The following is an 18,807-nucleotide window of genomic DNA, read 5'->3' as shown; positions in this document are numbered from 1 at the left end:
GTGCGTGACCTGCTGCATGTCTCAGCAGTGCTACGCCGTGCCGCGGGGACGGCGTAGCCGCACTAAGCCGTTCCCGCGGCGTGGCCTCTCGGCGTCTCACCGTCGTCGCAGCTTCTTCAGGCATCGGTGGCCCAGGACCCGCACCAGGTCCTTCGACGACGTCTGGTGCACGGTGCGGGACTTCGCCTCGGCGGTGTGGCGCACCGGCGCCGCGGCCGCCGCGGCGAGCGCGCCATAGAGGGCCTGGGCGGCGACCTCGGGGGCGATGCGGGCCTCGGCGGCGGGCGGTCCCGGCTGTGCGGGGAGGGCGGGCAGGGCCGAGAGCAGCGCCGGGTCACCGACGACGCGGACACCCGACGCGGCGATGCGTTCCACCATCTCGGCGCCGATACGGCCGGCGGCCTCGACGGCCCAGGCGGGGGTGGAGATCTTCACGTCGGCGGCGGTGGGGCTGCACGAGTTCTTCATATGCATGACGGCGCCGTTGCGGACGAGCTTGGAATACAGCTCGTCGGGGAGTCCATTGCCGCGGAATTCCACGTTGAGCTTTCGCAGCATTTCGGTCTCGGCGAGGGTGAGGGAGCGGTTCGCCGTGTCCGGGACGGGCTGGAGGAGATGTGCGGGAAGTCCGAGGAGGGCTTCGAAGGTGCGCATCAGGCCGTCGCGGTCCCGGTCGTCGACCACGACGACGGTGACGCGGCCGGCGCCGGCCGCGCGGCTCCAGCGTTCGACGAGCCGGTCGTGCCGGTGCCGGTGCCAGAAGCTGGGGTTGGGCTTGTCGTAGGGGGCCTTGCGGAGCATGTGGTGCAGCCAGTCCTCGTAGCCCATGCGCAGTCCGTTCTGCACGTACTGCTGCCACTGCGAGGGCATGATCCTGGCGAGCGGGCGGAGGGTGACGAGGACGTGGACGCGTTCGCCGCCGAGCTGCTCGACGATGCGGGCGACGGTCTCGTCGTCGGGGGCGTCGGCGAAGAACTCGCTGCTGATCACCGAGGTGCGGCTGCCGGTGGCCTCGACCTGCTGGAGCAGTCGCGTCCAGTGCTTGCCGGTGGGCACGGTGTCGCCCATCATCGCGGGCCGGGCGCAGGCGGCCAGGGCGGCTTCCATCGGGTGCCGGGTGGTCGCCGGGAACTCCACACCGTGTTGGGGCAGCCTGTCCTTCGCGGCGAACAGGGCGCCCTGGATGGCCGTGGTGCCCGTCTTGTGCGGGCCGATGTGCAGCAGGCGGGTGCCGGCGGGCAGGGCGGGAAGGGAACCGGTGGGGCCTGCGGGGCCTGTGGTGGCGTCGTTCACCGGGGCTTCGCCTCTCGTACAGTCCGTCTCCATGGTTAACGGAAGGTAAGACGTTTACCTTAGGTTCACCTGAGAGGGGCCTGGGACACAGATGAGTCCCAGGCCCCTGTTACACAGGGTTGACCTTCGATACGCCCGGTTCGCGAGGCTCACGACTGTAAGCCCGTTTCGTCCGTCCGGGAACAGAAAACCCGTTGCGGCCGGGAACGGGTCCCGGCCGCAACGGGTCCGGAGGAGGGCCGGCCGGTGCTCCCCGGAGTTCGGCGAGACCGGGGAGGCCGGGGAGACCGGCGGGTCTATTCGAACGGGTCGAAGTCGCCGTACTCCCGCAGGGACTCGTCGCGTTCCGCCTGCCGGTCGCGGCGGCGCTGCACGGCGGGGCGCTGTTCCTCGAAGCGGTGGTCCTCGCCGCGGCGGCCGAGCATCTCGGCGCCGGACATCATGGACGGCTCCCAGTCGAAGACCACGGCGTTGTCCTCGGGGCCGATGGCGACGCCGTCGCCTGCCCGGGCGCCCGCCTTCATCAACTGCTCTTCCACGCCGAGGCGGTTGAGGCGGTCGGCGAGATAGCCGACGGCTTCGTCGTTGGTGAAGTCGGTCTGGCGGACCCAGCGTTCGGGCTTCTCGCCGCGCACCCGGAAGAGGCCGTCGTCCTCCTGGGTGACGGTGAACCCGGCGTCGTCGACGGCCTTGGGCCGGATGACGATGCGGGTCGCCTCCTCCTTGGGCTTGGCCGCGCGGGCCTGGCCGACCAGGTCGCCGAGTGTGAACGTCAGCTCGCGCAGGCCCAGGTGGGCGACGGCGGACACCTCGAAGACGCGGTAGCCGCGGGCCTCCAGGTCGGGGCGGACCATCTCGGCGAGGTCCTTGCCGTCGGGCACGTCGATCTTGTTGAGGACGACGATGCGGGGCCGGTCGCCGAGGCCGCCGTACTGCTTGAGCTCCTCCTCGATGACGTCGAGGTCGGAGACGGGGTCGCGCTCGGACTCCAGGGTCGCGGTGTCGAGGACGTGGACGAGGACGCTGCACCGTTCGACGTGGCGCAGGAACTCCAGGCCGAGGCCGCGGCCCTGGCTGGCGCCGGGGATGAGTCCGGGCACGTCGGCGATGGTGTAGACGGTGGAACCGGCGGTCACCACGCCGAGGTTGGGCACCAGGGTGGTGAACGGGTAGTCGGCGATCTTCGGCTTGGCGGCGGACAGCACGGAGATCAGCGAGGACTTGCCGGCGCTCGGGTAGCCGACCAGGGCCACGTCGGCGACGGTCTTGAGCTCCAGGACGATGTCGCCGAGGTCGCCGGGCTCGCCGAGCAGCGCGAAGCCGGGGGCCTTGCGGCGGGCGCTGGCGAGGGCCGCGTTGCCGAGGCCGCCGCGGCCGCCCTGGGCGGCGACGTAGGAGGTGCCGTGGCCGACGAGGTCGGCGAGGACGTTGCCGGCCTTGTCGAGGACGACGGTGCCGTCCGGGACCGGCAGGATCAGGTCCTGGCCGTCCTTGCCGGCCCGGTTGCCGCCCTCGCCGGGTTTGCCGTTGGTGGCCTTGCGGTGCGGGGAGTGATGGTAGTCGAGGAGCGTCGTCACGGACTGGTCGACAGTCAGGATGACGTCGCCGCCGCGGCCGCCGTTGCCGCCGTCGGGGCCGCCGAGCGGCTTGAACTTCTCCCGGTGTACGGAGGCGCAGCCGTGGCCTCCGTTACCCGCGGCGATGTGCAGCTCGACGCGGTCCACGAAGGTGGTCATGGTGCAGTGCCTCCAGATACTTACGGGGTAATACCAATGTCAACACGCGAAAGGCGGACCCGCCTTCCCGATCGGGAAGTGAGGTCCGCCTCGCGAAACGTTCGGTCTGAGCCCTAGATCAGGCTCAGGCGACCGGAACGATGTTCACGACCTTGCGGCCACGGTGGGTGCCGAACTCCACCGCACCGGGCAGCAGCGCGAACAGCGTGTCGTCGCCGCCGCGGCCGACGCCCGCACCCGGGTGGAAGTGGGTGCCGCGCTGACGGACCAGGATCTCGCCCGCGTTGACGACCTGACCGCCGAAACGCTTCACGCCGAGGCGCTGAGCGTTGGAGTCACGACCGTTACGGGTGGACGATGCGCCCTTCTTGTGTGCCATCTCTCCTCAGTCCCTTACTTCGCAGCCGCGGGGATCTCAGTGACCTTGATCGCCGTGTACTGCTGGCGGTGGCCCTGACGACGGCGGTAGCCGGTCTTGTTCTTGTAGCGAAGGATGTCGATCTTGACGCCCTTGTGGTGGTCCACGACCTCGGCCTGGACCTTGATGCCGGCCAGGACCCACGGGTCGCTGGTCACAGCGTCGCCGTCGACAACGAGCAGGGTCGAGAGCTCGACCGTGTCGCCAACCTTGGCGGTGGAAATCTTGTCAACCTCGACGATGTCACCGACAGCAACCTTGTGCTGGCGGCCACCGCTGCGCACGATGGCGTACACGCGGATCTCACTCTCTCGCTCGGGAACGGCACCCCCGCAGTCCAGCCGTCCGGCGAACGCGGGCGGCCTCTCCGGGAACAGGGTGTGCTCCGGAGGAAGAGGTTTACGGGGATGTGGCACGTCCTCATATCCATGGACACGCCGACGGTCAAGGTTACGGGGCCGCGCGGAGGCGGTCAAACCGGGCCCGCACCGGTCGCCCCGCCGGCGCCCCCGCCGACCCGGTCGCTCCCGGGAAGCGGCTGCGGTTACCCTGTGACATCCACTCGTGCATCAGTTGGTCACCGGCTGTACACGGATCATTAATGTCGCAGTCTGCATCCCAAAACTGGAGCCAGGTAACAGAGATGTCGATCAAGGTGAGCGTCATCATCCCGGTGTACAACCCGGGTAAGTACATCCAACCCTGCATCGACTCCCTGTTGAGGCAGACGCTTCCCGCGAACGAGTTCGAGGTCCTGTTCGTCGACGACGGTTCGACCGACGATAGCCCCGCGGAACTGGACGCCCTCGCCGAGAAGCACCCGCACTTCCGGGTGATCCACATACCGAACTCCGGCTGGCCCGGCAAGCCCAGGAACATCGGTGTGGGCGAGGCGAGGGGCGAGTACGTCCAGTTCGTCGACCAGGACGACTACCTCGCCTCCGATGCTCTGCGCCGACTGTACGAGATGGGGCACCGCAACGGTTCCGACATCGTCATCGGCAAGGTGGCCAGCAACTTCCGGGGCGTACCGCACGGCGTCTTCAAGGCGGACCGCGAGAAGTGCACCATCCACGACGCGCCGCTGTACGACAGCCTCACGCCGCACAAGATGTTCCGCACGGAGTTCCTGCGCGAGAACAAGATCGCCTATCCCGAGGGCAAGCGGCGCCTGGAGGACCAGCTGTACATGATGGAGGCGTACTTCCCCGCCAAGGTCGTCTCCATCCTCGGCAGCTACACCTGCTACTACTACTCGAGGCGTGACGACGGCCAGAACGCGGGTTCCGCGCGCATCGTCCCGTCGGGTTACTACGGGAATCTCCGTGAGGTGCTCGACGTCGTCATGGCGAACACCGAGCCCGGCGACTTCCGCGACCTGCTGCTGCGCCGTTTCTACCGGGTGGAGATGCTCGGCCGGCTCAGCGAGCCCAGCGTCCTCAAGTACGACGAGGCCTACCTCGGCGAGATGCTGGAGGCCGTGCGGCCGCTGGCCGAGGAGTACATGGGCGAGGGCGTGCGCGGCGGGCTCGGCGGCCTCACCCGCGTCCGCTCGACGCTGCTGGACCGCGGGGACGGCGACGGCCTGGTGCGGTTCGCCCGCTTCGGGAGCTCCGTCAAGGGCGCGACCCGGCTGGAGACGGCCGAGTGGCGGCCCGACGGCAAGCTGGCCGTCACCCTCAGCGCCCGGCTGGTGCACGGCGAGAACGCCGAACCGGTCCGCCTGCTGCGCCGCGACGGCCGCTTCTACCTGCACCCGGAGCTGGTCCAGGACGTGCTGGAGGCCGGCGAGCTGGTCGACGTCACGGACGAGATGGACCAGTTCAGGGCCGAGATGTCGCTGCGCAACCGCGAGACGGCCGTGGAGTGGCCGTGCGCGGCCGAGTTCACCTCGCACGTCGAGGAGCTCGGCGACGGCGCCTGCGAGGTCGTCCTGCGCGGCAGCGGCGTGGTCAGCCCCCAGGGCGTGAAGGGCCGCGGCCCGGTCTCCAAGGGCTTCTGGGACATCTGGGTCAGCGTCCGGGGCCTCGGCCTGGTCCGCAAGGCCCGGCTCGGCTCCGACCGCGTCGCCGGTGTGGAGACGGGCCTGCGCCCCGCGCTGCTCGGCTCCCCCGCCCGCCCGGTCATCCCGTACTTCACCGACCCGCACGGCAACCTCACCCTGGACGTCGCCCGCCGCAGCAAGAAGCTGGCGCCGTACCTGGAGGACCGCCCCGTGCTGCGGATGCCGGGCAACCGTCCGGAGCTGCGGCTGGACGTGTTCACCCGCCCGAAGACCGCGCCGTCCAGGACCGAGCTGGTGCTCAGCTCCGGGGACGGCGGCGGTACGCACGTGGTGTCCGCCGAGATCCGCAACGTGGCCGACCGCGCCCACATCGCCGTTCCCGCGCGCGCGAAGTCGGTGCCGGCCGGCCGCTGGAGCCTGGCGGCCCGGCTGGACGGCGAGAAGGCCCCGGCCCTGCCGCTGGGCACCGTGACGGTCCGCGGCAACGGGCGGCTGCGGCTCGACGACACCCTGCCCGTGGTGGATGCCGAGCTGGTGCGCGCGACGCAGGCCAAGCGCCGCAAGGCGGCCCTGCGGCGGCGGCTGCGCGCCGTCGGCGGTCCGGTCGTGCGCAGGCTGCCCGCACCGGCCCGCAAGAAGCTGCGCGGCCTGGCGGCGAAGCTGACCGGCTGATCCGCCGGACCACCACGGACACGCACCACGACAAGGATGTGATCGACATGCGGGAGCTCGGCATCGCCGGCGCCTGGATCCACGAACCGAAGGTCTTTCCGGACGCCCGCGGGAGCTTCCACGAGTGGTTCAAGGGGGCGGACTTCGCGGAGGCCACGGGCCATCGGCTGAACCTGGCGCAGGCCAACTGCTCGGTCTCCAGCCGCGGCACCCTGCGCGGCATCCACTTCGCCGACGTGCCGCCCAGCCAGGCCAAGTACGTCAAGTGCGTGCGGGGCGCCGTGCTGGACGTCATCGTGGACATCCGCACCGGCTCGCCCACGTACAAGCAGTGGGAGGCCGTACGCCTTGACGACGTGGACCACCACTCGGTCTACCTCTCCGAGGGGCTCGGGCACGCATTCATGGCGCTGACCGACGACGCCACCGTGGTGTACCTGTGCTCGGAGGGGTACGCCCCGCAGCGCGAGCACGGCATCCACCCGCTCGACCCCGAGCTGGGCATCGAGTGGCCGGCGGGCCTGACCCCGGTGCTGTCCGAGAAGGACGCTGCGGCGCCGTCCCTGGCCGTCGCCGAGGCCGAGGGCCTGCTGCCGTCCTACGAGGCGTGCCAGGCCTACCTGGCGGAACTGCGCGCCTGAGACCGGTACGACCGAGGGGCCTCGCGGATCTTCCGCGAGGCCCCTCGTCCTTGTCCTCCTCGACGGCCGTCCCGGTCGTCCAGGTCGCCCCGGTCGTCGGTCGTCCCGTCCGTTCCGGCGGTCCTGCCGGTCAGCCGCCCAGGGCCGCTATCTGCCCGCGGAGCCGCTCGAAGCCGGCGCGCGGACGGCGCAGGTTCCGGGCCCGGATCAGGGCGGGCCAGAAGTCGGCCGCGAGCAGCGCCTCCGGGCGCGCGGCGTGTTTGCGCACGAGCACCTCGTCGGGGACCGGCTGCGGGTCCGGGGTGACGTACTCCTTGAGGATGTCGTCGTACGCGTCCTGGAGCACCGTGTTCTGCGGATCGGCGCCGAAGACCACGGCGACACCGGTCGGGGCGGTGTCGATCTCGAGGACGACCAAGTCGGGGCGGTACTTGCGCAGGACCGTCACCAGCTTGTAGACGTCGCCGGTCCAGTACTTGGTGTGCCGGTCGCGGGCCGCCTCGTCCACGTCGCGGGGCAGCATGTCGTCCAGGACGATCACGCTCGACCAGCGTGAGTGGCGTTCGACGTTCATGAAGTCGCGCAGTGCGTACTCGAAGAGGTGCATGCCGTCGATAAAGGACAGCTCCAGCGTGGGATCGCCGCCGAGCACGCCGAGCGGGTCGCGGCGGGCGAGGGCGCGGAAGGGGTTGCGGCCCCGCCGCAGGTGCACCAGCGGGTCCTTGCGGGCGAAGAAGTCGTCGCTGGTCGACTGGACCAGGTGGACGTCGCAGCTGATCGACGTCACCACCTTGAAGGCGGGGTCGATCGCCACGGACGCGACACGTGAAAGCGCCAGGCTGCGACCGTCATTGACGCCGATCTCCAGATAGTTGCGCGGGCGGTAGACACGGTGCAGTCCACGCAACAGTTCATGACGGTTCACTCAAGCGGCCTTTCGTCGCGATTCCGCTGTTCGGGTTCTCGGCGAAGTTACTCGTTGACAAGCGTGCACGTAACCTTTCCCGTCAATTTATTAAGTGTTCCCTGTGAACCGGCGGGCGGGTGGGGCTTCTCTCCCGGCGCCCCCGGCTACCGCTCCCGTCCGGGCGGTCACACTGTGCAGCGGGCGGTGCAGATGCGAACGGCTCCCGGTCATGGGACCGGGAGCCGTTCGCTGGTGCGCTGGGCCGTGGCCGTCAGCTCTCGTCGGAGGCGGTGGTGACCGTGGTGGTCTTCTTCGCCGTCGACTTGGCGGCGGCCGTCTTGGCGGTCTTGGCCGCCTTCTTGGCCGTCGTCTTCTTCGCGGCCGTCTTCTTGGCTGCGGTCTTCTTGGCGGCCGTCTTCTTCGCCGCGGTCTTCTTGGCGGCCGTCTTGCGGGCCGTCTTCTTGGCCGGAACTGCCTCCTCGGCGCCCTCCTGGACGGACTCGGCGGACTCGGCGGCCCCGGTGGGGGTCTCCTCCGCCGGCGTCTCGGCCGACGGGACGACCACGACGGCCGTCTCCTCGGACGCGGTCGGCGCGGTGGCCTTGCGGACCGCACGGCGGCGCGGGCGGGCCGGAGCGGCGCTCTCGGCTGCCGCGGCCGCCTCGGCCGGTTCCTGCACCGTCCCGGCGGCGGTCTCCGTCGCCGTTTCCGCGACGGCGGCCGGGGCGCTCTCGGCGACGACCGTGACCGCGGCCGTCTCGGCACCGGCCGGGGAACCGGCGGGCGCCGACACCTTCCGGGTGGCACGGCGGCGCGTCCGGCCCTTGGGAGCGGCCTCCTCCGCGGCCGGGGCCTCAGCGGCCTCGACCACCGGGTCCTCGACCGCGACGGGCTCGGTGTGCGCCGCGGCGGCCGGCTCCGGCAGCACGGGACGCTCCGCCTCGACGGCGGCCGGTACGTCCTGCGCGGTCGGAACCGGGGCCTCGGCCTCGGTGCGTGCCGTACGGCCCCTGGGCGCGCCCGCCGGGGCCGAGGCCCTGCGGCTCGCGCGGCGGCGGGTACGGCCGCGGCCGGCCGCTGCCTCCGCCTCGGCGACGCTGCTGTACAGCTCCTCGTCGGGCGCGAAGTCGGGCGCGGGCAGCGCGACGGGCTCGGCGGCCTCGGCCGCGACCTCCGCCGCCGTCTCGACCGCGTGGACGGCCTCGGCGTGCTCGACGACCCCGTCGGCCACGACCTCGTGGGTCTCGTGGGTCTCGTGCACGTCGTGGTCGTGCTCGTGCCCGTCGCCGCCGCGTCCGCGCTTCCTGCGCTTGCCGCCACCGCCGCCGCCGGAGCTGGGCTGCTCCATGTGGACGATGACGCCACGGCCGTTGCAGTGCACGCAGGTCTCGGAGAAGGACTCCAGGAGGCCCTGTCCGACGCGCTTGCGGGTCATCTGGACGAGTCCCAGCGAGGTCACCTCGGCGACCTGGTGCTTCGTACGGTCCCGCCCGAGGCATTCGAGCAGGCGCCGCAGCACCAGGTCCCGGTTGGACTCCAGGACCATGTCGATGAAGTCGATGACGATGATGCCGCCGAGGTCGCGCAGCCGGAGCTGGCGGACGATCTCCTCGGCCGCCTCCAGGTTGTTGCGGGTCACCGTCTCTTCGAGGTTGCCGCCCTGGCCGGTGAACTTGCCGGTGTTGACGTCGACGACGACCATCGCCTCGGTCCGGTCGATGACCAGCGAGCCGCCGCTGGGCAGCCAGACCTTGCGGTCCAGCGCCTTGGCGAGCTGCTCGTCGATCCGGTAGGTGGCGAAGACGTCGACCTCGGAGGTCCACTTCGACAGCCGTCCCGCGAGGTCGGGCGCGACGTGCGAGACGTAGCCGTGGACGGTCTCCCAGGCCTCGTCACCGCTGACGACGACCTTGGAGAAGTCCTCGTTGAAGATGTCGCGGACGACCCGGACGGTCATGTCCGGCTCGCCGTACAGCAGCGTCGGGGCGTTGCCGTTCTTCGACTTCTTCTGGATGTCCTCCCACTGCGCCTGGAGCCGTTCGACGTCGCGGCGCAGTTCGTCCTCGCTGGCGCCCTCGGCGGCGGTGCGCACGATGACGCCCGCGTCCTCGGGGACGATCTTCTTGAGGATGGTCTTCAGCCGGGCGCGCTCGGTGTCGGGCAGCTTGCGGCTGATGCCGGTCATCGAACCCTCGGGGACGTACACGAGGTAGCGGCCCGGGAGGGAGACCTGGCTGGTGAGGCGGGCGCCCTTGTGGCCGATCGGGTCCTTCGTGACCTGGACGAGGACGGACTGGCCGGACTTCAGGGCGGCTTCGATGCGGCGCGGCCCGTTGGCCATGCCGAGCGCCTCGAAGTTGACCTCACCGGCGTAGAGGACCGCGTTGCGGCCCTTGCCGATGTCGATGAAGGCGGCCTCCATGGACGGCAGCACGTTCTGGACCTTGCCCAGGTAGACGTTGCCGACGTACGAGGTGGCCTGCTCCTTGTTGACGTAGTGCTCGACGAGCACGCCGTCCTCCAGGACGCCGATCTGGGTGCGGTCGCCGTGCTGGCGTACGACCATCACGCGCTCGACGGCCTCGCGGCGGGCGAGGAACTCGGCCTCGGTGATGATCGGGACGCGCCGGCGGCCCTGCTCGCGGCCCTCGCGGCGGCGCTGCTTCTTGGCCTCCAGGCGGGTCGAGCCCTTGATGGACTGGACCTCGTCGGAGGGCTCGGAGGGCTTGCGGGGCTCGCGGACCTTGACGACCGTGCGCTCCGGGTCGCCCTCGTCGGGCTCGGTGTCGGGGGTGTCCCCGGCACGCCGGCGGCGGCGACGGCGACGGCGGCTGCTGGAGGAGGATCCGCCGGCCTCGTCGTGGGCCTCCTCGTCGTCCTCTTCCTCCTGCTCGGCGGTGTCCTCGGCATCCTGCTCGGCCTGCTCGGCGGCGAGCTCGTCGGTGCCGTCGTCGGCGCCCTCGCCGTCGGCGGCGTCACCGCGGCGGCGGCGCCGGCCACCGCGACGGCGGCGCCGGCGGGAGCCGGACTCCTCGGCCTCGTCCTCGCCGTCGGCGAGGTCCTCGGCGGACTCCTCCGGCTCGTCGGTCTCGTCCTCGGCGGCGGTCTCGGTGACCGGGACCTCCTCCGCGGCGCCCCTGCGGCGGCGCCGGCGGCGCGAACCGGCCTCGGCCTGCTCGGCCGGCTCGGCGGCGGACGCCGTACCGGCGGAAGCGGCGGTGGCGGCGGGCTCAGCGGACGTGGAGGCAGCCGTGGCGGCCGCGGGCTCCTCGGGTTCCCCGGCATCCGCGGCGGAGGCGGCGGCCTCGGCGGCGGCGCGCTCGGGGGTCTGGAACTTCGGCTCGGTGAACACGGGCGCCTGGAAAACGGCGACGGCGGGCCGGGCCGGGCGGCGCTGCGGCTCCTCCTCGGCGCCGGCCCGTGCGGCGGGCTCGGAGAACCCGGTGGCGGCCTGCCGCACGACGCGCCGCCTGCGGCGCGGCGTCTCGGCCTCGGCAGCCTCGGCGGGCTCGGCGGCCGGGGTCTCGGCGACCACGGCCTGCGGCTCCTGGGCGGCGGCCGTGCCGGCGGCAGCGGCCTCGGGCGCACCGGTGGGCGCGGACACCCGGCGGGTGGCGCGGCGGCGGGTACGGGGGACGGAGGCGGTCTCCTCGGGAGCCTCGACGGCCTCAGGCGCGTCGGCGGCGGTTTCCGTACCGGCCTCGGGGGCGACGGCCGTGGCCGTGGCCTCTTCGCCCGCCTCGGGGGCGCCGGCGGGCGCGGACACCCGGCGGGTCGCACGGCGACGCGTCCGCGGAGCGGGCGCGGCCTCCTCGACGGCCTCAACAGTCTCAACGGCCTCTGCGGCCGTGACTGCGTCCGCGGCCTCGGCGGTCTCCGGCTGCTGTGCCTGCTCCGTCTGCGCCACGGCGGACGGTTCCTCCGGCGCGGCCGGGGACGCGGTGGGCGCGGAGACCCGGCGGGTCGCACGGCGACGCGTTTGGGGAGCGGGCGCGGCCTCCTCGTCGCTGTCGGCGGCGGCCTCGACCGCGGCCGTGCCCTCGGCGGGCTCGGCGACGGCACCGGCGGCGGGGACTACGGTCTCCGCGGCCTCGGTGGGGGCGCCGGCGGGCGCGGAAGTGCGGCGGGTCGCACGGCGGCGCGTCCGCGGGGCGGGCGCGGCCTCCTCGGCGGCCTCGACAGCCGCTACGGCCTCGGCCGTCCCGGCAGCCTCTTGCGTGACCTCGTCCGTGGCTTCGGCGACGGCCTCGAGGGGCTCGGCGGCCGGTATGGCCGGCACCGTGGTCTCGGCCACGGCCTCGGTCCCGGTGGGCGGTCCCGCGGGGCGGGATGCGGCACGGCGACGCCTGCGCGGCGGCAGGGTGTCGCTGGGGGTGTTCAGTTCGGAGCCCTCGGTGGGCTCGGTCGGTTCGAGCATGCGGGCGTTTCTCCCGTCAGGCTCCCGGGCGCCGCGCCTGGTCCGGCGTCGATCGGTTCGAGCGACCGCCGGTGACGTCCACGGCTCGCGCGATGCGCGGTGCCGCCGTGTGGGGCGCGGGCGCCGCACAGGAGCTTTCTGTGTCCTGTCTCGCCGGTTCCGTACGCATTGTCGCGGACGGCCTGGCGAAAGTCTTCTGGTCGGTGCGCTGCCCGACCCAGGTGGCTCCCGAGTACGAGGGCGGCGCTACGACGTCCGTCCTTCGCGGGACCTTCCTTACGCCGGCGCCGTCGCGGCGGCAGTCGGTTCGGCCTTCGAGAGGGCCTCGGCTGCCTCGCGGTCGGGCGCGAGCGGGTCGGTCACCGTGCCGGTCTCTTCATCGAGCAGCCCCTGCGCCAGCCTGGTCACCGCTGCGGGGACCGGCGGCGCCAGGTCGGCCACGGCGCGGAGACCGGACAGGACGTCGTCGGGTCGTACGGCAGGCGTCACGTGCCGAACAACCAGCCGCAGTATCGCACAGGGCTGGTCGGTCGGCCTATCAGCCGTTTCACTCTGTGTTTCAAGTTGTACGACGGCGGGGCGGGCGTCGAAGGTGCGGACGCCGTTCTTGGTGGTGCGCTGGACCTCGACGGACTCGACGGCATTGAACGCGGCGACGGCCTTCTCGGCCTCCGCCGGGTCCTGGCCGGTCAGCCGCAGCTCCCACACGGAGGCGGTGAGCCGGTCGGCCAGTCCGGACGTGTGTGCCTCGACCGCGTCGACGATGTCGAGCCCGTCGGGCAGGGACTCGTCGAGGAGAGCGCGCAGCCGCTCCGGGTCGCGGTGCGCGGTGAGCGCGATCTCCAGGTACTCGGCCTCGCTGCCCGTGCCGGTGGGTGCGGCATTGGCGTACGACACCTTCGGGTGCGGTGTGAACCCCGCCGAGTACGCCATCGGCACCTCGGCGCGGCGCAGCGCACGCTCGAAGGCGCGCTGGAAGTCACGGTGGCTGGTGAACCGGAGGCGGCCGCGCTTGGTGTAGCGCAGTCGGATGCGCTGCACCGCGGGTGCGGGCGGCGGGCCTTCGGGCTGTCGCTTGCCCAGTGTCGTCAGTCCTTCGTGGTTCTCGTGCGTTCTTGTGCGTGGGCCGTACCGCTGGGGCCGTACGGCTGTGTACTGCTATCCATCAAGAGTACGTGTGTCGCGGCCTCCGGGTTCCCGGCGGTCCACGCGCGCGGGTGGCCGCGGCTCGCCGAAGAGGGCGCGGCGGAGGTCGGCGCGGGCCTGGCGGACGGCACGGCCGATGGCGCGGGCGGCCTTGGCCACCGGGTGCAGGACGAGGTCGCGGACGACGTGCCCGACCGGGGTGAGGACGGTCCGGTACACCCACCGCGCCGGCTCCAGGAAGATCCACCGGAAGAGGGTCCCGATCACCCGTCCGACGGCACGTGCGACGTACCCGGCGGCCCGCCAGGCGTGGCCGAGCGCCTCCCCGGTCTCGCGCAGGACGACGGCGAGGACGTGGCCGGCCGGGGCGAGGATCCAGCGCCACAGGGCGAGGGCGGGCAGGACGAGGAGCACGCGCGCGGTCCAGTACAGGGCGGCGCCGAGCATCTCGAACACCCATTCAAGGGCCTTCGCGACGGGTACGAGGAGCCGTACGAGCACGTGACCGATCGGGGTGAGCACGCGTGCGTAGAGCCACACGAGCGCGCGGCCGGCCGGGGGGAACACCTGCGCGCAGAGCCACCGCAGGGCGTGGCCGAGGGGGGTGAGCAGGTGGCGGTACAGCCAGATCAGGGGTACGACGAGGAGCGCGTGGAGAACCAGGCCGATCGCGCGTCCCACCGGGACGAGGACGTAACGCCACAGGAACCGTGCGGCCGCGGCGAGGGCGTCCCAGAGCAGGCGTACGGGCAGCACGACCAGGAAAACGAAGATCCGCACGGGGATTCTGACCGCGACGACCAGGCATCCCTCGGGCTGCTGCGACGGCGGCTGTGGTTGTGGCGGCCGCTGCGGCCGCTTCTGCATGTCCATGGCCGGATGGACGCTATCGCGTACGGCGCGGATGCGTTCGGCCGGACTTGATCACCGAACGGCGGCGAGACGGTAACGGTTGACCCGCACACGCCAATCTGATTGGAACCGGCCATGTCGGCTTGATTGGCTGTGCGCACAATCACGCCTTGATCCCCGGGGGGACGAGTAATGAACTGGTACGTGGACGTACTGAAGAAGTACGCGGTGTTCAACGGACGCGCGCGCAGGAAGGAATACTGGATGTTCACGTTGATCAACGTGATCATCGCGATCGTGCTGGCCGTCGTCGGCAACGCCATCCACTTCGCCGCCCTCGCCGCGATCTACAACCTCGCGGTCCTGCTGCCCGGCCTCGGTGTCGCGGTCCGCCGGCTGCACGACACCGGCCGCTCGGGCTGGCTGATCCTGGTCGGCATCATCCCGCTGGTCGGCTGGATCTTCGTGCTCGTCTGGCTCGCCTCCGACGGCAAGCCGGAGGAGAACCAGTACGGCGCCAACCCCAAGTACGCGGCCGCCGTCTGACCCGCTGACACCCCGAAGGCCCGCCGGAACCGTCCGGCGGGCCTTCGCCGGTTTCCACCGAGCGGCGGACGACGAGTTCCTGTTGCGTTCGGTCCGCAGGTGCAGCACCAGGAAGAGGACGCGCAGGAGGTCGTCGGGGAGGGCGGGCCGGGCGGCCGTCGGCCGCCCGGCCCTGTGGGACGTCCGCCGGGGCGGTCATGAAGACGTCTTCTTGTTCTTCGCGTCCTTCTTGCGCTTCGCGTCCTTCTTGTTCTTTTTGTTCTTCTTGCTCTTCTTGATTTTCGTCCCGTTGTTCTTCTTCTCCGCCGCGTACGGGTCCGGGGGCGCGCCCGTGGGTGCCTCGGCCTCCAGTTCCTCCCTGACCTCGGCCAGTTGACGGCGGGACTCCTCACTGACCTGCGGGTACTGCGGGTTGATGGCCATCAGGGTGTGCACCAGGACGGCGGCCGTGCACACCCGGGCGAACCACTTGTGGTCGGCGGGAACGACGTACCAGGGCGCCCATTGCGTACTGGTGGCGGACAGCATCTGTGAGAACGCCTGCTGGTAGTCGTCCCAGTAGGCCCGTTCTCGCACGTCGGCCGACGAGAACTTCCAGTTCCGCTCGGGTACGTCGATGCGTTTGAGGAAACGGGTGCGCTGTTCTTCCTTCGACAGGTTCAGGAAGATTTTCACGATCCTGAAGCCGTTGTCGGTCAGGTAGCGTTCCCAGTCGTTGATCTCGCGGTAGCGCCGCTGCCACACGTCCGGGCCGCGGGCCGCGTCGGGCAGTTTCTGGCGGCGCAGGTTGTCCGGGTGCACCCGGACCACGAGCACTTCCTCGTAGTGGGAGCGGTTGAAGATGCCGATCTCGCCGCGGCTCGGCAGGTTCCGGGCGTAGCGCCACAGGTAGTCGTGGTCGAGTTCCTCGTTCGAGGGGACCTTGAAGCCGACCACGCGCACGCCCTGCGGGTTCACTCCGCTCATGACGTGGCGGATCGTGCCGTCCTTGCCGCCGGCGTCCAGGGCCTGCAGGCACAGCAGCACCCCGTAGGTGTCCTGGGCGGCCAGCCGCCGCTGGTAGTCGGCCAGCTGCTCGATACCGCTGCGGAGCAGTTCGACGCCGTCCTTCTTCTCGCGGATGCCGGCTCTGAAACCGGGGTCGAAGTCCTCGGCGAGTCGCACCGTGCTGCCGGGCTCCACCCGTAGCGGCTCGATGAACTCCGCGATGCGGTCGGCTCTGTCGTCGCCCATGGCCCACCCGCCCTTCCGGACCGACCATGCTTCCCGACCGACCATGCTTGCGCCGGCCGCCGGGGACGTCCTCACCCCTGGCGGGTGAGGATCAGGCGGTGGGGGCGTCGCCGCCGTCGCCGGCACCTCCGCCGGCCCGGCGGCGCGGCAGGACGCCGGCCGCGAGAAGGGTGTCGTACAGCCGCTGCTGTTCCGGGTCGAGGCCGGAGTACAGCAGGTCGTACGCCTCCTCCTCGCCCCGCACCGTCTCGACGGGGTCCCAGTCGTCGCCCAGGGCCGCCATGACGTGGGCACGGCGGGTCAGCTCGTGACCGGTGAGGTCGACGGAGAACTCGACCGGCTCGGCGGGACGCGAGGCATCTTTGTCGGACATATAACCGAATTTAGGTAAGCCCTCCGGGTGCGGACAAGAGCCCGTGGGACACATCACAGCAGGTCGGAGAGGTGAGGACGGCCACGGCCGGTTCACACGGGCGGTTCGGTCCCGGCCTGCTCGCTCACCAGGTAGCGCGCGTACCAGTCCGGCCAGTCCGGGTCCTCGCGGCCGGTGCGGGCCTCGTGCTCGCCGTGCGCCGCCGCGGCCCGGCGCAGCGCGCTCGCCAGGTCGCCTGCCGAGGAGAACGTGGTGGCCGCGGGGTCGAGCCGTCCCGGGAGCCGGGAGGTGACCTCCTGGAGGAGCCAGCCGTTGCCGTCCGGATCGCTGAACGACAGGAAGGAGCCGTAGCTGCCGTCGGGGCCGGGCACCCGGGCGTCGGAGCCGGCGTGGTGGAAGACGCCGCCGGCGTCGTGGAACACGTCGCTCGGGTGGGCACCGTGCTGGGCCAGTTCGTCGTGGGCGGTCTTGATGTCGTCGACGACCAGGTGCAGGCCCTGAGCCGAGCCCGGGGCCTGGTCGGTGACCGAGGAGCCGAAGATGACCGACGCCGGGGAACCCGGCGGGGTCACCTGCACCACCCGGAAGTCCCCGTCGCCGGCGACGTCCGCGTCGAGCCGCCAGCCCAGCGCGGTGTAGAAGTCCTTGGCCCGGTCGACGTCGGTCACCGGCACCACGACGACCTCCAGTTTCATGTCCATGAGTTGCGCCTCCCTCTCGTAGGGGCAATGGGGACACCGGCGCGGGCGGGCGGTCAGTGCGCGAGCAGTTGCTGACCGCCGTCGATGTCGTAAGTGGCGCCGGTGAGGGCGTCGTTGATCATGATGTGCACGGCGAGCGCGGCGACGTCCGCCGGGCCGACCACCCGGCCGATGGGCAGCGTCCTGCGCAACTCCTCGCGCCGCGCCTCCAGTCGGTCGCCGAGCAGGGCGGCGGACAGCGGTGTGTCCACGAACCCGGCCGCGATGAGATTGACCCGGACCGGGGCGACCTCGAGTGCCAGGTTGGCGGTGAGCGCCGGCGACGCCGCGGTGACCGCGCCCACGACGGCCATCCCGGGCGCGGGCCGCCGGCCGCCGGTGCCGCCGATGAACAGCAGTGTTCCCCCGGGCCTGACCTTCTCGCGGGCCGCCCGCGCCACCGCCAGCATCATGGCCATCCGCGCGCCGAAGTCCCGGGCCGCGTCGGCCGGATCGAGTTCGGCGAGCGGGGTGTACGACGGGCTGCCCGCCGTCACCAGCACGTGGTCGATCTGTCCGGGCAGTTCCCCGAGGAAACGCTCCAGTCGTGCGGTGTCCAGGGCGTCGAACGCGGCCGTGCTCAGCGGGTGCAGTTCGTCCGCGGCCCGCTGCAGGCGGTCGGGGTTGCGTGCCGCCAGGACCAGGTCGCCGCCGGCCGCCCGTACCTGCCGCGCCGTCTCCAGGCCGATGCCGGCGCTGCCGCCGACCACGACGACCGTCTGCCCGGCCAGTTCTCCGTGCGCTCCGCTCGACCCGTCGGCCATGACCGCCTCCACGTCCGCCGGTACCGCCCGCTGCGCGGGCCTGCCGGCCGTCACCGGTAGCCCCCGAAGCGCGGGGTGTGCGGTGGTGTCGACGACGAGGTGCCGGCCCGCATACCGACGAGCGGGAACCCCAGTCTGTCACCCACCCGGCGCAACGGCATCCGGGCTCACCGGCACACCCCGGCCCCACCGGACGGCCCCGTCAGCGCTGTTCACCCGTCCCCGCGCACCACGCCGCTCAGCTGCGTGCGCAGGCCCCGTGCCCCGGCGGTCGCGCCCTCGGTGACGTCAGGGTGGCGTCGCGCCGGTCGTGCCGTTGGCGCCACCCCTGCCATTCGTGGCGTCCACGCCGCCCAGCAGCGCCGACAGCTCGTCGCCGAAGCCTGCTGTGTCGGTCAGACCGAAGGCGACGCGCTGGAGCAGGCAGCCGTGCAGCAGGCCCATCATCATCCGTGCGGCGCGCTCCGGCTGCACGGCGGGCGGGACGGTGCCGGCCGCCTGGCCGCGGCGCAGGGCGTCGGTGATGCCGCGCAGTACGCCCTGGAAGCCCTCGACGGCGGGGGCACGGACGGCGTCGTTGCGCAGCAGCTCCGACCAGCTCTGCACGGCGCAGCGCAGCAGCTCGTCGACCGGCACCTCGCGCCCGGCGGCGTCGGTGACGGTGTCGGCGTTCAGCGCTTCGAGCGAGGCGGCCAGCAGGTCGGCCACGGAAGCGCGGTCGGTGCGTGCGGCCAGCCTCTCGACGGGTTCGAAGACGAGCCGGAACGCGTCCGAGGCGATGGCGAGGATGATCTCCTCCTTGCTCGCGAAGTACCGGTACGGCGCCCCGGCGGAGACGCCGGCCTCCGCGGCGATGTCGGGCATCGAGGTCTGGTGGAAGCCGTCTCGCGAGAAGCAGCGGCGCGCGGCGGCGACGATCTCCGCCCGCCTGGCCTCTCTTCGCTCGGGGGTGATGCGCGGCATGATCGGCCCTTCAACGTAAATGGTCATTCATCTTGACGCCTGCAGCCTCGGAGGCCCACTCTAAACGTGAACGTTCATTCACGGAAGCGCGGACGGAAGCG

At 71.7% G+C, this 18,807-nt stretch carries 16 protein-coding genes; 3 read left to right on the top strand and 13 right to left on the bottom strand.

The window, feature by feature from the left end; translation table 11 throughout:
- Nucleotides 1-96: 96 nt before the first annotated feature.
- The 4 genes from ACFY0K_RS13180 to rplU all read right to left on the bottom strand — a co-directional run bounded on the left by ACFY0K_RS13180 (nt 97) and on the right by rplU (nt 3,743).
- Nucleotides 97-1,326, bottom strand: a complete 1,230-nt coding sequence (locus ACFY0K_RS13180; RefSeq protein ID WP_390639896.1) for a hypothetical protein — start codon at nt 1,324-1,326, stop codon at nt 97-99.
- 263 nt (nt 1,327-1,589) lie between these two features.
- Nucleotides 1,590-3,029, bottom strand: coding sequence for a GTPase ObgE (gene obgE / locus ACFY0K_RS13175; protein ID WP_390639895.1), 1,440 nt, complete (start codon nt 3,027-3,029; stop codon nt 1,590-1,592).
- Between the two features lie 124 nt (nt 3,030-3,153).
- A complete protein-coding gene (gene rpmA / locus ACFY0K_RS13170) occupies nt 3,154-3,408 on the bottom strand; it encodes a 50S ribosomal protein L27 (RefSeq protein WP_030779398.1) in 255 nt (84 codons plus the stop codon).
- Between the two features lie 14 nt (nt 3,409-3,422).
- Nucleotides 3,423-3,743, bottom strand: a complete 321-nt coding sequence (rplU, locus tag ACFY0K_RS13165; RefSeq protein ID WP_007381993.1) for a 50S ribosomal protein L21 — start codon at nt 3,741-3,743, stop codon at nt 3,423-3,425.
- A gap of 347 nt (nt 3,744-4,090) precedes the next feature.
- On the opposite strand from rplU, the gene ACFY0K_RS13160 reads away from it, so the two are divergent.
- Nucleotides 4,091-6,124 carry a glycosyltransferase family 2 protein gene (locus tag ACFY0K_RS13160; RefSeq protein WP_390639894.1) on the top strand — a complete coding sequence of 678 codons (2,034 nt, stop codon included), beginning with the start codon at nt 4,091-4,093 and terminating at the stop codon, nt 6,122-6,124.
- 47 nt (nt 6,125-6,171) lie between these two features.
- Entirely contained in the window at nt 6,172-6,765 is a 594-nt protein-coding gene (gene rfbC, locus ACFY0K_RS13155; RefSeq protein ID WP_390639893.1) for a dTDP-4-dehydrorhamnose 3,5-epimerase, read from the top strand.
- A gap of 130 nt (nt 6,766-6,895) precedes the next feature.
- Here rfbC and ACFY0K_RS13150 read toward each other — a convergent pair whose 3' ends face one another.
- The 4 genes from ACFY0K_RS13150 to ACFY0K_RS13135 all read right to left on the bottom strand — a co-directional run bounded on the left by ACFY0K_RS13150 (nt 6,896) and on the right by ACFY0K_RS13135 (nt 14,108).
- Nucleotides 6,896-7,690: a class I SAM-dependent methyltransferase gene (locus tag ACFY0K_RS13150; RefSeq protein ID WP_390639892.1), complete on the bottom strand. Its 795-nt coding sequence runs from the start codon at nt 7,688-7,690 to the stop codon at nt 6,896-6,898.
- Between the two features lie 253 nt (nt 7,691-7,943).
- Complete coding sequence (locus ACFY0K_RS13145) at nt 7,944-12,089, bottom strand: Rne/Rng family ribonuclease (RefSeq protein WP_390639891.1); 4,146 nt, start codon at nt 12,087-12,089, stop codon at nt 7,944-7,946.
- Nucleotides 12,090-12,365: 276 nt separating this feature from the next.
- Nucleotides 12,366-13,130, bottom strand: coding sequence for a TIGR03936 family radical SAM-associated protein (locus ACFY0K_RS13140; protein WP_390639890.1), 765 nt, complete (start codon nt 13,128-13,130; stop codon nt 12,366-12,368).
- A gap of 117 nt (nt 13,131-13,247) precedes the next feature.
- Entirely contained in the window at nt 13,248-14,108 is an 861-nt protein-coding gene (locus tag ACFY0K_RS13135) for a hypothetical protein (protein WP_390639889.1), read from the bottom strand.
- Between the two features lie 171 nt (nt 14,109-14,279).
- Here ACFY0K_RS13135 and ACFY0K_RS13130 point away from each other — a divergent pair, with 171 nt between their 5' ends.
- Nucleotides 14,280-14,633, top strand: a complete 354-nt coding sequence (locus tag ACFY0K_RS13130) for a DUF805 domain-containing protein (protein WP_351955017.1) — start codon at nt 14,280-14,282, stop codon at nt 14,631-14,633.
- Nucleotides 14,634-14,828: 195 nt separating this feature from the next.
- Here ACFY0K_RS13130 and ACFY0K_RS13125 read toward each other — a convergent pair whose 3' ends face one another.
- The 5 genes from ACFY0K_RS13125 to ACFY0K_RS13105 form a co-directional block, all read right to left on the bottom strand.
- Nucleotides 14,829-15,866: a polyphosphate kinase 2 family protein gene (locus tag ACFY0K_RS13125; protein WP_390639888.1), complete on the bottom strand. Its 1,038-nt coding sequence runs from the start codon at nt 15,864-15,866 to the stop codon at nt 14,829-14,831.
- A 91-nt stretch (nt 15,867-15,957) separates the two neighbouring features.
- On the bottom strand, nt 15,958-16,239 hold the full coding sequence (locus ACFY0K_RS13120; RefSeq protein ID WP_390639887.1) for a DUF6400 family protein: 282 nt from the start codon (nt 16,237-16,239) through the stop codon (nt 15,958-15,960).
- Between the two features lie 92 nt (nt 16,240-16,331).
- On the bottom strand, nt 16,332-16,940 hold the full coding sequence (locus ACFY0K_RS13115; RefSeq protein WP_351955020.1) for a VOC family protein: 609 nt from the start codon (nt 16,938-16,940) through the stop codon (nt 16,332-16,334).
- A 53-nt stretch (nt 16,941-16,993) separates the two neighbouring features.
- Nucleotides 16,994-17,743, bottom strand: coding sequence for an SDR family oxidoreductase (locus tag ACFY0K_RS13110; protein WP_390639886.1), 750 nt, complete (start codon nt 17,741-17,743; stop codon nt 16,994-16,996).
- A 288-nt stretch (nt 17,744-18,031) separates the two neighbouring features.
- Nucleotides 18,032-18,733: a TetR/AcrR family transcriptional regulator gene (locus ACFY0K_RS13105; RefSeq protein WP_390639885.1), complete on the bottom strand. Its 702-nt coding sequence runs from the start codon at nt 18,731-18,733 to the stop codon at nt 18,032-18,034.
- Nucleotides 18,734-18,807: the final 74 nt, after the last annotated feature.

The organism is Streptomyces sp. NPDC001507 (assembly GCF_042894765.1).
In the GTDB taxonomy this organism is placed as follows: domain Bacteria; phylum Actinomycetota; class Actinomycetes; order Streptomycetales; family Streptomycetaceae; genus Streptomyces.
Note: the sequence above shows the minus strand (reverse complement) of the source record. Positions and strands in the feature narration are given on the sequence as shown.

Coding starts and splice junctions, on each gene's coding strand:
- ACFY0K_RS13180 (WP_390639896.1), bottom strand. CDS start 1,326: ATGGAGACGGACTGTACGAGAGGCGAAGCCCCGGTGAACGACGCCACC.
- obgE (WP_390639895.1), bottom strand. CDS start 3,029: ATGACCACCTTCGTGGACCGCGTCGAGCTGCACATCGCCGCGGGTAAC.
- rpmA (WP_030779398.1), bottom strand. CDS start 3,408: ATGGCACACAAGAAGGGCGCATCGTCCACCCGTAACGGTCGTGACTCC.
- ACFY0K_RS13160 (WP_390639894.1), top strand. CDS start 4,091: ATGTCGATCAAGGTGAGCGTCATCATCCCGGTGTACAACCCGGGTAAG.
- rfbC (WP_390639893.1), top strand. CDS start 6,172: ATGCGGGAGCTCGGCATCGCCGGCGCCTGGATCCACGAACCGAAGGTC.
- ACFY0K_RS13145 (WP_390639891.1), bottom strand. CDS start 12,089: ATGCTCGAACCGACCGAGCCCACCGAGGGCTCCGAACTGAACACCCCC.
- ACFY0K_RS13135 (WP_390639889.1), bottom strand. CDS start 14,108: ATGGACATGCAGAAGCGGCCGCAGCGGCCGCCACAACCACAGCCGCCG.
- ACFY0K_RS13130 (WP_351955017.1), top strand. CDS start 14,280: ATGAACTGGTACGTGGACGTACTGAAGAAGTACGCGGTGTTCAACGGA.
- ACFY0K_RS13125 (WP_390639888.1), bottom strand. CDS start 15,866: ATGGGCGACGACAGAGCCGACCGCATCGCGGAGTTCATCGAGCCGCTA.
- ACFY0K_RS13120 (WP_390639887.1), bottom strand. CDS start 16,239: ATGTCCGACAAAGATGCCTCGCGTCCCGCCGAGCCGGTCGAGTTCTCC.
- ACFY0K_RS13115 (WP_351955020.1), bottom strand. CDS start 16,940: ATGGACATGAAACTGGAGGTCGTCGTGGTGCCGGTGACCGACGTCGAC.
- ACFY0K_RS13110 (WP_390639886.1), bottom strand. CDS start 17,743: ATGGCCGACGGGTCGAGCGGAGCGCACGGAGAACTGGCCGGGCAGACG.
- ACFY0K_RS13105 (WP_390639885.1), bottom strand. CDS start 18,733: ATGACCATTTACGTTGAAGGGCCGATCATGCCGCGCATCACCCCCGAG.